7 protein-coding genes are annotated in these 12,772 nt (G+C 65.3%); 4 read left to right on the forward strand and 3 right to left on the reverse strand.

Features of this window, described 5'->3' with window-relative positions; translation table 11 throughout:
- The first annotated feature begins 84 nt into the window (after positions 1 to 84).
- The 3 genes from AC2YHT_RS20665 to AC2YHT_RS20675 all read left to right on the forward strand — a co-directional run bounded on the left by AC2YHT_RS20665 (position 85) and on the right by AC2YHT_RS20675 (position 3,475).
- On the forward strand, positions 85 to 2,112 hold the full coding sequence (locus tag AC2YHT_RS20665) for a hypothetical protein (RefSeq protein ID WP_487291768.1): 2,028 nt from the start codon (positions 85 to 87) through the stop codon (positions 2,110 to 2,112).
- 223 nt (positions 2,113 to 2,335) lie between these two features.
- Complete coding sequence (locus tag AC2YHT_RS20670) at positions 2,336 to 2,458, forward strand: hypothetical protein (RefSeq protein WP_487291769.1); 123 nt, start codon at positions 2,336 to 2,338, stop codon at positions 2,456 to 2,458.
- Between the two features lie 78 nt (positions 2,459 to 2,536).
- On the forward strand, positions 2,537 to 3,475 hold the full coding sequence (locus tag AC2YHT_RS20675; protein WP_487291770.1) for an HNH endonuclease: 939 nt from the start codon (positions 2,537 to 2,539) through the stop codon (positions 3,473 to 3,475).
- Positions 3,476 to 3,508: 33 nt separating this feature from the next.
- Here the strand turns inward: AC2YHT_RS20675 and AC2YHT_RS20680 are convergent, their stop codons facing one another.
- On the reverse strand, positions 3,509 to 6,373 hold the full coding sequence (locus AC2YHT_RS20680) for a tetratricopeptide repeat protein (RefSeq protein WP_487291771.1): 2,865 nt from the start codon (positions 6,371 to 6,373) through the stop codon (positions 3,509 to 3,511).
- 209 nt (positions 6,374 to 6,582) lie between these two features.
- Here AC2YHT_RS20680 and AC2YHT_RS20685 point away from each other — a divergent pair, with 209 nt between their 5' ends.
- Entirely contained in the window at positions 6,583 to 6,954 is a 372-nt protein-coding gene (locus AC2YHT_RS20685; RefSeq protein WP_487291772.1) for an ester cyclase, read from the forward strand.
- A gap of 171 nt (positions 6,955 to 7,125) precedes the next feature.
- Here AC2YHT_RS20685 and AC2YHT_RS20690 read toward each other — a convergent pair whose 3' ends face one another.
- Positions 7,126 to 9,873: an ATP-binding protein gene (locus tag AC2YHT_RS20690; RefSeq protein ID WP_487291773.1), complete on the reverse strand. Its 2,748-nt coding sequence runs from the start codon at positions 9,871 to 9,873 to the stop codon at positions 7,126 to 7,128.
- Positions 9,874 to 9,886: 13 nt separating this feature from the next.
- Positions 9,887 to 12,685, reverse strand: coding sequence for an ATP-binding protein (locus AC2YHT_RS20695; RefSeq protein ID WP_487291774.1), 2,799 nt, complete (start codon positions 12,683 to 12,685; stop codon positions 9,887 to 9,889).
- Positions 12,686 to 12,772: the final 87 nt, after the last annotated feature.

The following is a 12,772-nucleotide window of genomic DNA, read 5'->3' on the forward strand; positions in this document are numbered from 1 at the left end:
GGCACGCCGATCATGGCCGCTCCGGCGACACAGGGAGAAGTCGAAGCTGGCGCGTCTAGGCCGCGCGGACGATCAGATCCGCGCGTGAACTTGAGTGAAATGCCTAGAAAATCCGAGCCGCCGAAGCCCTCCCTCCAGAAAGCCAGTTCCCCACAGCCGGGGACGCCAATAGGTCCGCAGAAGCGTAAAACCGGTTACGCGCCCCGCCCAGTCGTCGCATTTCCAAAGGCGCTCTGGGAGGATTGGGAAGATCCGCCGACCTTCGCCGAGGCGCTCGACCTGCACATGCGCCGTCACGGCGACACCGGCTATGGCCTGCGACGGGCGGTGTGCCTGAAGGGCGATAGCCTGGAGGTCAGCACCTTTCGGATGTGGCGTCTGGGCTTGAAGGCGCCGCGCGGCGCGACGAGCCTGCGGATCTTGGCCGCCCTCGAGCGGCGCTGGCGCCTTCCCGTGGGCTACCTGCGGGCCAAGCTTCCTCACCCGGGCCGGATGGTCGCCGACGCCAAGAGTCTGCCGTTGCCGATGTCCGAGCGTCGACGCATGGCCTGGCACCTTCCCGACGATTTCGCCCGACTGCCCACGGCCAAGCGCCAAGAGATCGAGCGCTGGGTGCGCGAGGTTGTGATGTCGGGCCATACCGATTACCGGCGCTTTCAGGCTGAAGCCATGAAGCAGCGCTTCGCCGTGCAGTTTTCGGCGCGGATCGGTGGTGTCGATCCGGGAGAGCTGACCCCAGGTCAAGCCCTTGAGGACCGCCTGGCCGATCCGGGCCTGCGTGAAACCGGACGCCCCCTTGGCGCATTTGCCGCGCCCGTGCTTCTCGACGCCGAAGCGGCCGATCTGATGGCGTTCAAGACGGCCACCCTTACCTCTCGCGGCCGCCGTCGCAATGGCGTCTGGAACGACGCCACCGCTGACCAGAAGATGGAGCATCTGGGCTTAATGCTCGGCGCCTTGGCGGCCTGCCCGCTTGGCCCCGTGCGCGGCTATGGCGCGCCGGTGCGCTGCCTGAGTTTCGCCGTCCTGGTCTTTCCGGCCGTATGGGATTGGTACTTGCAATGGCGAGAGAGCCGGCGCGGCTTCTTCACCCAATGGGAGACGGAGATGCTGACCGTGGCGGCCGGCCTCTCGCGCAAGGAGACCGGTTGGCTGAGACAGACGCCCAAGCTGGCCGAGCGCCTGCGGCCGGTCGAGGGCTTGATCAGCGCCGACGACGTCCGCGCCGCCTGTGAGAACTGGGACCAGGCATGCGACACCCAGCATCGACACGTACTTCTGCGCGCCAAGGAAGTGGCGCGCGTTGCGCGGGTTCATCGTGATCCCTTCGAGCCGATCCTTCCCATCCTCGAAGCCGAAAGCCCGGTTGGGGAGTATCGCAAGATCACCGTTGAGGTTCTCAAGTGGCGCGCCGACGAGCGGCTCTATCCGGTCCCTGCAGCGGAATCGACGCGTGCGTTTCTGATGCTTCGCCTTGGTCTGCACCTTGGCCTGCGGCAGAAAAACCTTCGCCAGTTGCTCGTTTGCCCCAAGGACCGCATCCCAACGTCGGAGCGGCAACTTGAGGCGCTCAAGTGCGGGGAGCTGCGCTGGAACACGCGCGATCACACCTGGGAGGTGCTGATACCGGCGGCCGCCTTCAAAAACGCTGGCTCATCCTACTTCCGCAAAAACCCTTTCCGCCTCGCGCTTCCAGATCTGGCCGGTCTCTATCGAGAGATAGAGGCCTATATCGACCGTCACCGCGCGGTACTGCTGAAAGGTGCGGCTGACCCGGGCGTGTTCTTCGTCAAGACGATGAAGACCAAGAGCAAGGACGCCGCATACGACTCCAACAGCTTCTATGCGGCCTGGCGATTAGCGATAGAACGGCATGGAATCTATAATCCCTACACCGGTCGCGGGGCAATCGAAGGCCTGCTGCCACACGGTCCGCACAACATCAGAGACGTGATCGCCACCCATGTCCTCAAGCAGACGGGCTCATACGAGCAGGCCAGCTACGCGATCCAGGACACACCCGAAACGATCGCTGAGCACTACGGCCGCTTTTTGCCGCAGGACAAGGCGGCCCTGGCCGCCCAGGTTCTGAACCAAGTGTGGTCTGCCTAGGCGACCGGGGGGAGCGGCGGCGCCCGTCATGGCGGAAGCGTCGCCACTTTCCAAACTTCCACATCGGTTAGCGCCCGAACGCCGGCCCAGCGTTGTGCGCTGTGCTCCACACAACGCAGGTCGATTGCCCGCGCGGGGTCGTGACGCCCACAACCGAGATCGAAACGGCCTCGTGGTGATCACCCGATCGCGCGAGGTTGGTCCGACCTCAAGCGGAGTGAAAATGTCCCGTCGCCACTTTCTGAAAATCACGCCTAAGCGGATCGAAGCCGACGGTTGGGGCGTGGTCGCCTTGGCGGTGATCGTCCTCGCCCTCGTGGGCTGGCGTTGCTTTTTTGCCGGCTAGGTGGCCGCCTTGTCACGCTCGACGTCAACGATTCGGTGGCGTCGCGGCACTCCCGTCGCTCCAGAGAGCAAAACCTCGATGAGCCAGGAAGACGGCATTATCCGCTATGTCCCAGGACGCGCGATCGTCCTGCGAAACGTCAATTGCGCCTATTGCGGCAGCCTGTTCGACGCCAAAAAAGCGGCCAGCAAGGAGCACGTGATCGGGCGGCGTTTCGTCCCCCGCGGATGCTTCGACGGGCAATGGAACCTGATCCTCAATGCCTGTGAGGCCTGCAACGGCGACAAGGCCGACCTTGAAGACGACATCTCAGCGATATCGATGCAGCCGGACCTGTGGGGGCGGTATGCGATCGACGACCCTCGTCTGGTTTCCGAAGCCCTACGAAAGGCTCAAAACGCCAGAAGCCGTCGTACCCGAAAACTGGTCGCCAAGAGCCAGGAAGAGGTCGAGTTCGAGATCCCCATCCAGGGCGGGGTCATCACCTATGCCCTGACAGCGCCGCCGCAGATCGACGAGGCGAGAATTTTCCGGCTCGCCCACTATCATTTTCGCGGCTTCTTCTTCCTCATCACCCATCAGGAACAGACACGCCGTGGCGGCTTCGTCCAAGGCGGCTTCTTCCCCTTGATCACCGCTCGGCGGGCCGACTGGGGTAACCCCTGGCTGCGCTGGTTCTACGATTTGGTCGCCGACTGGGAATTGCGGATTCACGCGATCGGGGGCGACACGTTCTTCAAGATGATCATCCGGCGCCACCCCGAGGGCAAGGAAGTCTGGGCCTGGGCGCTGGAGTGGAACCACGCCATCCGGACGGTCGGCTTCGCTGGCGATGAAACAGAGATCCGCCGAATGGCAGAGAGCCTGCCGAACATGGACTACGATTTCGCCCATGAGGATGGCGAGCGTCCGTTTTGGGGTCGTGTCGACCAACCGCTGCTGGAAGTCGAGGACAGATTGTTTCTGGTTCGGGCGAGCGAGGGTGATACCGAAACAATGGAGGCAAGACGGGCATGAGACCTTGCCGTTAGCTGATCTGCGCCCTCGCGTTTACCTCCGTCCCAGATCTGCAAGACGCTGATCGAGACGCAACTGTTCACCGGTCTTCTCGCTGGCGGCCCTCGCTGCGATCAGATCTTCATAGGCTTGGCTATCGCCCAGCCGGTCGCGGATAGCGAAGCGCAGTTCGAGAAACTCGCTCTTGAAATTCGCCGCCTTCAGCTTGTCGAGCGCCAAGTCAATCCAGCGGAGCGCGTCGTCAGGATCGCCTTGCGCCAAGCGCGCGCGAGCCATTAGGCGCTGAAGCCAGCCATCGTCGCCCTCAATATCGGGCAGGGTCCGGATGAGCGCCTCGCCATCCGCTGGACGGCCCATATCGATCAGCAGCTCCGCGCGCCTTTGGGTATGGAACTTCTGCGGCTTGACCAGGCCTTCGTAGAGCGCCAAGGCCTTGCTGCGGAGTTGCACGCTGGCGGCGCCGGGGAGGCGCGCGGCTTCTGCGTAGATCTCCGCCCAGGCAAAGCGATCGCCGTCGACGCCAAGGCTTTCGAGGCCTGGCGCCGGAAGCTGATCGAAAATCGCCCTGAACTCATCCGGCATCTCGCTCGACATGAACCGACCAAGCGGTGCGAAGGCCCTAAAGGCTTGGCTGACCCCGAGCTTGGCGGCCTGGACGATCGTCTTGGTGATCTCGTCCAGATGTTGAGCAATCACGGTGTTGCGCCATGCGCCCTTGCCGGCCGGGAGCCGCTCGATGAGCCCCAGCAGCACCGAATAGGTAACCTCGCCGCCATTTCGCAGGTCCGCGAAGATCGCATCGACATGCTGAACCGTGGCGGCGGTTTGGGTGGGATCGCTTCGACGAATGTCGATCAGTTGCAACCGCGACTCGTTCATCGGGTAAGGGCCGGCCAACACCGTGTCGAAGAGCGCAGCGGCCGCGGCCGTGTCGCCCAAACGCTTGAGGGCCTTGCCCTTGTGGTGCTGGAGCTGAGCGCGTTCGCGATCCGAGAGATCGCCCAGCGCCAACATGGTGTCGAAAGCCGGTAGACGCGCCTGGAGCCCTTTCCTGGCGACGTCGCCCTCAAGTTCTTTTTCGAGCAGGAACAATTGCTCGATCGCCTCGATGACCGCGATGACGCCCAGCGGCCCTCGGGCAGCCTCCGCCAGCGCCTGGGCGGTGGCGACCGGATCGCCAACCAGATCGGGTCTCACCTCCGACGGCTCCCAGACCACCAACAGCGCATAAAGAAAAGCTGATCGCCGGTCGCCGGCGGCGACGAGCGCTTCCAGCTTTGGCCGAAGGCTTCGCGCGGTGGCCCAGAACGTCAGGCCCAATTCCTCGGCGGTCGCGATCAGATAGGCTTCCAGCCTGTCGTCGAGCTCGGCACACCGGCTCGCGTCCGCCCAGCCGCGGCCGTCGAGCACGGCGAACACCACATCGTGCAGGCGCAAGACTCCCGACCGGTCGACGGCCGTCAGCCCGAACGACCGGAGCTTGCGAACGCCCAGCGGCAGGATTGTTTGGAGCAAAAACTCTTCGCCAATCGCGGGCAGCCCTGCCCACTCGAAGACGGCCAGCTCGCGCGTGAGCACGCCAGCCAGATGCTTGAGCATGCGATCGGCTAGGCGCTGGCCCCGGTCATCGGCCATTTCGCCGAGTTCGACGCAATCGGCTTGGACCTCGCTCCAGGTCGCCCCTTCTTCGGCGACCGCGGCCTGCAGCAGATTCAGGCTGAACGGATGGCCGCCGACCTTAGCCCAGATCGTATCGAAGACCGGATCTGGAACAGGCGTGCCAGCGCGATTGAGAACGGCCCGTGCCTCAACTTCATCCAGTAGCGGGAGGTCGTAGGTCTCACCGACCGAGCGCCGCTGCGTCAGAATCACGTGCGATTTGGGTCCGCAAAGCTTGGCGATATCCACCGCCGCCAGCTGCCCTTGGACATTGTCGACCACAAGCAAGCAGGCCTGGTGCTTGAGCAGCGTGACAATGTTTCGTTGCTCGCCAACTCGGGTCAAAGGCACCGATAGCAGGGATTCGATGCGATCGACCTCCTCGCCCTCCAGCCAGACGACCAGATCGTAGTCTTCGGCGTGATTGGCCGCAAACGCTGCCGCCGCGTTGGACTTGCCCAAGCCCGCCATGCCGGCGATGGCCACTACCGGAAAGGCCTTCAAGCGCCGGGCGATTTCCTGGTCGACGTCCGTGCGCGGCACCCGGTTGGCGTCCGGCGCTGGCGCAAGGCGGGTCGCCGCTTCCTCGTCGGCAAGCCGCTGCAACTCGGGCAGGTATGGCGCAAGACGTCTGACCAGCCGGTCATTGACCAGAAGATGATCAACGAGGTGCGCGGCGATGTCTTGGCTCGCCCAGATGTGTAGAACCTTGCCCTTCATGCCGGGCCAAGCTTCGACCGTCTTCCTGAAGGTTGCGATCTTCTGGGGTTTCCGCTTGGACCCCGAAACCAGGTAGATCGTCGTGGCGTTGGGCTTGTCCTTCAGGACCTTGCGCAAATCCTGTTCAGGTTTGGGCATCTTGGCTACGAAGTAGCCTGCCTCGTCGGAGTATTCGAAGACCGTAGAGCCATCATCGCTCTCGCCGTCGGCCACTTTGGCCACCGGGTAGCCCAAAGCGTTGACGCCGTCGTGGGTGGTCGGGACTTTGGCGAGCGCCGCCATCACGATGCCCGCGAACACCTCGAACCGCGGGCCGATGCGCTCGATGCCCCGGGCGAGTCTTTCGATCATGGCAGTGCGGCGAACAGGATTCATGATCGAACGGCTTTGGTCGGTCTTGGGTCGGCCAGGCGACTCCACGATCGAGCACAGAAGGCCTGTGGTTGTCGAGCGCTCGCTCTCGTCGTTGGCTGGCGTTTGCCAAGTCATCGACGCACCAAGCGTCGCCCGGCTGATCATCGCCTCCTCGCACCGAGGTCTATCGCAAGGCCGATGAGCCGTCTCGCCCAGAGCCCCCCTGTATTGCCAAGCGTCTTGAAGATCGTCGGCCTTGCTTGACGCCCTCGCGCGCCAAGTACCGCTGACGGGCTCCAACGCGGACGGCAAAGTTCAAGGCCGCCCCCACCGCATCGCTCACTCTTGAGATCGCGTTGCTCAAGGGTTTGCAGATGTCGATCGAAATCAACAAGAGCGTTGTTTTCCGCTACTATCATCTTATCAATCAAGGAGCGTTGGACGCCCTTGGCGAGCTGGTCGACGTGTCTTGTCGATCGCCCAACGACGGCCAATTCGACGTCTGCGAACTCCAACGCTATCTGGGCGGCCTTCGCTCGGCCTTTCCGGACATGATCTGGCGCCCGTTGGACATGATGGCTGAAGGTAATCGGGTTATGGTTCTGGCTCGGATCACGGGAACCCACCTTAATCCTCTGGGCGACTTGCCGCCCACTGGAACCAGGATCGCGTTTGAAGCCCTGCAGGCCTATCGCGTTAGCGCCGGTAAGCTCTGCGAACATTGGCGGATCGAGCCGGTCGCATAGACGATCGGGATGCGGAGCCCCACCCTCTGCCTCACTAAAGCACCGCCGAACCTGTCAAATCGACGTTGAGCGTCCAAGCACCATCGCCGCTGAAATGAGACTGTGGAGACGTCCTCAAGGACGGGTCCTCCTCCCCCCAAACCCAGGACCCGCCGCCCTCCTCCCACCGCCTCAACCCCGAGGAGGGCGGCCATCCTTGTGGTTTCGCACACCGCCGCGATTGAGTTTGGCGAGAACCTCGTGCGCCGCTCGCAGATCGGCCGTGGCGTGCCCTTCGCTGAACCCTTCGACGATCGGGGCCAGAAGCGCCTCGGCCTCATCGGCCAGGCCCTGACTGTTCCAGAGCCGCGCCAGGCTGCTGGCGGCGCGCAACTCCCAACCGGTCGCGCGATGACGACGGCTCAGGTTGAGCGCACGCTTGAAGCTTGTTTCGGCGCCATCATGTTCGCCCTGGCCCAGGAGGCGCTCGCCCTCGGCGCGGAAAACCTCCGGCGCGCACCAGCCGACCAGACCCGCCTCCACGCGGGCCAACACGCCGGGCGTGACGAACACCTCGGCGAAGGTCGCCATGGCGTCGGCCTGCTTAGCATCTTGGGGCGGCGCGACGGCGACGCCGGTCTGGCGCCAACGCAGCACTTCCTCGAAGCGCTGGGCCCAGCTGCGCCAATAGTTGGCCTGAGCCGCGCTGGACAAGTCCAGGAGGCGGTCGATGTGGGTCTGGGCTCGGGCCTCGTCCCCCCGCCACAGGGCGACCGGCGCGGCTGCCAAGGCCAGTGCATGGCACATGGCGATGCCCAGGTCGGCGGCGGCATGGCTGATCGCCGCCTCGACCATCTCCTCGGCCTGATCCGGATGCCCCTGGATCCACAGGATCCGGGCCATGATGATGCGCATCGAGACTTGTCGGCTGACGCCAGGCATAGACATCGACAGCGGAATGGAGCGCTGGGGATAGTTGATGACCCGCTCGGCCAGGATCCGCGCCCGATCGTGGCGTCCAAGAAAGTGCTGGGCCTGAGCCGAGGTGCGATCGCCCAGCAGGGTGATGAAGGGCTCGGACGAGACCTTGGCCACCATGCTCAGACGATTGCTGAACTCAGCCGCGGCCGGGTAGTCGGCCTTGCCGAAGGCGCAGGACCAGACCCCCAGAAGGGTCGACGCCTGCTCGCTGGCGATGCCGACCCGCTCGGCCAGTTCGTGAGCCTTGGAAAAGGCGGCTGTCGCTTCGGCTCCGGTGCCCCAGGTCAGCTGGGCGAGGTTTGCAAAGGCGGTGTTGAGCCGCATCTGCAGGATCGGGCTACGCCGCCAGCCATCGCTGACGTCTAGCGCCAGCTTCACACGCCCGCGGAACTCCGCGGTCAGAGACAGCTGCACCGCCAAGGGAACGGCCGCGGCCGTCAACGCCACGCCGAGCGGACGGTCACCAATGCTCATGCACCAGTCGATGGCTGACCTTAGATCGTGGATGACATAGCCGTAGCGCTCCACCCACTGACGCTGACCAAGCTCGTCCCAATCGCCTTCGGCCACCTTGAGCACGGCGTTGCAGACCTCGGCGTGACGACGCCGAACAAGCGCGTAGTCGTTTTCGCTCTGAAGACCGGACAGGGCGAAGTCGCGAACGGCGGCATGCAACCGATAGAGCAGGACCCCATCGACGACGTCGCGTGTGACCAGGTGCATCCCGGCCAGACGTCCCATCACCGCGCTCAGATCCGCGACTCCGCAAATCTCGGCCATGAACTGAGCCGCCGCGAGACTGATAAAGCCGTTGAAGGCAGCGAGCTGGCGCAGGAAAGCCGCATCAGACTCATCGAGGGCGGACAACGACCAGGCCAATACGGCATCGAGGCCAAGGCCATCGCCCCCATAGGTCGGGATACGGGCGGCCAAGGCGTCGAGATGTTCGGGCGGCGCGGCCGCGACGAGTTCTATGGAAAGCGGCGCGCCAGCCAAGGCCTCGACCAGGCGGCCGTAGGGGTAGAGGTCCATATCCGACAGATCAGGCGCCATCAGCCGCTCGATCCGCCGTTGTTTCATTAGGGTCGCGGCCGGCGATGCGCGGCCGGTCTCGCCCGGAAGGCCCTGCAGCCGATAGACCCGCTCATCGGGCGCGCCCAGGGGGCGCGGCGCGCTGGTCAGGCAGCGCACGCCCGGGCACGCCTCCAGAAGGCGACCGGCAAAGCCAGGCGCGGCCTCGGCCACGCCCGCGCAATCGTCCAGCACGAGAAGACATTGCTTGTCGCGTAGATGGGCCAGGATGGTGGGAAGCGGATCTTCCGCAAGGCTGCCGACGCCGAGCGCGATCGCTGCGGCCGCAGCCAACCCCTCCGGCGATTTGACGACCCCAAGGTCAACGAAACATACGCCGTCGGCGAAGCGCGTGCTGACGCCTTCGGCCGTTGCGACGGCGACGGCGCTCTTTCCAACGCCCGGCGCGCCGACAACGGTGACGAACCGGGCCTGATCCACCATCTCCGCGATGGCGCGGACATCATCGTCTCGCCCCACGAGACGGTCGCCGGGTCCTGGCAGGTTGTTTCTGGCTTTGACCACCCGCAACGCCGGGGTCGAGGGGACACGCTGGCGGCTTACCGCCGCGCCAAAGCAGTACCCCGTCGAGCGTCGGGTGATGTAGGCGCGACCGTTGGGATCAAGCCCCAGGCGCCGACAGAGGATCCGGACATAGGCCTCGATGATCTCAGCGCCGCCATCGTGTGCGCGGCCTGAATAGACGATCAGTTCATCGGGCGTGACCTGCTCTCCGGCCCGCTCGACCAGAGCCGCCAGCACCGCGAAGATCGCTTCGCCCAGATGAACGTCGCTGTCGCCCTCGCGCAGGATCTTGGCCGAACGGCGCAGACTGAACGGACCAAAGGTGAGCGCATCTTCGACAGCGCCAGGTCTCGTGGTGCTCATCGACCCATCCGCCTCATGCCGTCTCGCTCAGGGTTTCAAGAAGGGTCTTGGCCGCCCTCAAGTCGGCGGTCGAGAAGCCCTCGGTAAACTGCTCATAGATCGGGGCCAGAATTTTCGCCCCCTCCCGGCCTCGACCATCGCCGGCCATCAGCCCCGCCAGACTGGTGGCGGCCCGAAGCCGCCAAGCCAGGGCGCCCTGTCGGGTGGCCAGTTCCAGGGCGCGCTCGAAATAGCTCTCGGCGACCCTGCGAGCGTCGAGATCGCCGGCGGCCAGAGCGATGTGCCCCTCGGCGCGCAGGATTTCGGGCGCGCACCAGCCCACGACGCCACGCTCGACGCGCTCAAGGGATTCGGCGCTGGCGTAGCGCCAATCGAGCGCGCCCAAGCCGTCCAACTGCTTGGCCCCGAGCAGGTGACTGTTGACGTGCAGGCGATTGTCCAGCGGATCGGTGCTCAGGGCATGCAGCATCGCTTCGGCCCAGCTGGCCCAATACTCCGTGCCCGAGGCGCGGGCGTGGTCGCGCAAACGCTCGGTGAGCTGCAAAGCCAGGCTAGTCTCCCCGCGCCAGATCGCGATCGGACAGGCCGCTAGGGCCAGGGTCTGCGACAGCGCCAGCGACAGGTCCGAGGCCGAAAGCTCGATCCCTTCCAGCGCCATGGCCAGGGCCTGGTCGGCGAACCCTTCGATCCAGAGGATCCTGGACAGGATGATCCGCATGGAGACCTTGCGGTTCAGCTGCATCGGACTGCCGACAGGAAGGCGGATGCCCTGGGTCGGATGGTTGAGGACGCGCTCGGCGTAGGTCCGGCCGCGCGTGTGATTACCCAGGAAGTGGCTGGCCTGGGCGATCTGACGATCGGAGGTCAGTTGCAGCATCGGGTCGGAGCTGGCGCGGCCCAGCATGCCCAGATGCTCGGCGGCCTTCAGAGCCGCCGGATAGTCCCCCAGGCTGAAGGCCCATTGGAAAAGATCCAGCGTCGCCGACTTGTCGTGGTTGGGGTCGTTGAGGGTCTCCGACAGGCTGACGGTCTTGGCGTAGGCCGAGGTGATCATCGAACCGGAGCCGGACTCGTGGAATGAGACCGTCCCCAGAAAGGTGTTGAGCTGGACCTCGGCCAGAGGCAGCGGGAACGGCAGACGTTCCAGCTCGCTGATGGCGCGGTTCACGCGTCCCCGAAACTCCCGCATCAACGACAGCTGGCAGGCCAGCGGGACCGAAGCAGAGGTCAGTTCGATCCCCGTCACCGCATCGCCGCCGGTCGAAAACGCCCAGTCTATTCCGGCGCGGATGTCGTCGATCCACGGCGCGTAGTCAGCCATCCAGGCGTCACGCGTCTGCTCGGGCCAGGCGCGCTCGGCGCGGCCCAGAATATCCAGGCAAAGCGCGGCGTGCCGCCGCCGGACCTCATCGCCCTCGCCATGCGCCTCCAACTTGGCGACGGCATAGGCCCGCGTCATGTCGAGAAGACGATAGACCACGCCCCCGCTGGTCTCGGCGGCGACCAGAGACTTGGCGCGAAGGCTTTGAAGGGTCTCGAGCACGACGCCATCAAAGGGATCGGAACCGCACACCGCCTCGGCGGCCCGGGCCGTGAACCGACCTGAGAACACCGAGAGTCTGCGAAGCAGGTTCTGCTCGCCCGCGTCGAGCCGCTCATAGCTCCAGTCCAGCATCGCCGCCAAGGTGCGATGGCGCGGCTGGGCGGAGCGCCGGATCTGGGTCAGGGTCAGGAGCCGCTGATCCAGCTCAGCCGCCAGTCCCGTCACGCCCAGTTGGCCGATGCGCGCGGCGGCCAGTTCGATCGCGAGCGGTATGCCGTCCAGCCGCCGGCAAAGGACGCTGACCACCGGCGCCTCGGCGGGCGACAGGACAAAGGCGTCGTCGCCGGCCTGGGCGCGTTCGACGAAGAGTTCGACCGCGGCGAACTGCAGCGCATCGTCAGCGCTGATGAAGTCGCTCGAGGGCGGCGTCTGAAGCGGCGGCAGGTGGTGGACGGTCTCCCCGTCGGCTCCTAGCGCCTCGCGACCGGTGGCCAGAATGGCCACTTGCGGCGCGCGGCTCAGCACTTCTTCGACGATCGCGGCGACTGTCTCGACCACGTGCTCGCAGTTGTCGACCAGCAGCAGCATTTGCTTGCCGACCAGGGCGCGCGCCAGGGCTTCGACGGATTCGCCGGTGGCCGTGTTCAAGCCGAGCGTCGCGGCGAAGGCGCTGACCACCGCTTCGGCGTGGGCGACCGGCGCCAGGTCGATCAGATGAACGCCATCGGCGTAGCGCGGCGCGACCAGATGCGCCACGGCGACAGCCACCGTCGTTTTGCCGATGCCGCCCGGACCGCAGATCGTCACCAGACGACGATCACGCAGCTGAAGGGCCAAGGCTTCCACCGCCGCCCCCCGGCCGATCATGCGCGGCAGGGCGGGCGGCGCCCGCACCCCGCCCGCCTGGATCGCGATGGGCTCGGCGTTAGCGGCGAGCGCGGGTCGCGCGCTGATCGGGGCGACGAAGCAGTAGCCGCGCCCCGGAATATTGGCGATGTAGCGGGCGCCGTCCTGACCATCACCGATGGTCTTGCGCAGCGTGGCGATGTGGGCCCGCAGGGTCGCTTCCTCCACATAATGGCCAGGCCAGGCGGCGGCCATCAGCTCGTCCTTGCTGACGACGTCGCCGGCGCGTTCGACCAGGTGGCTCAGAATGTCCAGGGCCCGTCCGCCCAGGCGGACCGCGCCGCTGGCGTCGAACAGGGCCTTCTGGGCGATGGAAAGACGATAAGGGCCAAAGCAGTGCTCGTGGCCGCCTTCCGAAAGCATGGCCAGCTCCGTTTGACAGTCGGCCAACTATGCCTGTGTCGCACCCTGGCGCAACGTTGCGCGAACGCCATCAGCCCTGTTGCGCAA

The sequence above is a fragment of the Caulobacter sp. SRI_008 genome (genome assembly GCF_057586355.1).

Excerpts from the sequence above, each read along its gene's own strand:
- AC2YHT_RS20670 (WP_487291769.1), top strand. The coding sequence starts at position 2,336 with ATGTCCCGTCGCCACTTTCTGAAAATCACGCCTAAGCGGATCGAAGCC.
- AC2YHT_RS20675 (WP_487291770.1), top strand. The coding sequence starts at position 2,537 with ATGAGCCAGGAAGACGGCATTATCCGCTATGTCCCAGGACGCGCGATC.
- AC2YHT_RS20680 (WP_487291771.1), bottom strand. The coding sequence starts at position 6,373 with ATGATCAGCCGGGCGACGCTTGGTGCGTCGATGACTTGGCAAACGCCA.
- AC2YHT_RS20685 (WP_487291772.1), top strand. The coding sequence starts at position 6,583 with ATGTCGATCGAAATCAACAAGAGCGTTGTTTTCCGCTACTATCATCTT.
- AC2YHT_RS20690 (WP_487291773.1), bottom strand. The coding sequence starts at position 9,873 with ATGAGCACCACGAGACCTGGCGCTGTCGAAGATGCGCTCACCTTTGGT.
- AC2YHT_RS20695 (WP_487291774.1), bottom strand. The coding sequence starts at position 12,685 with ATGCTTTCGGAAGGCGGCCACGAGCACTGCTTTGGCCCTTATCGTCTT.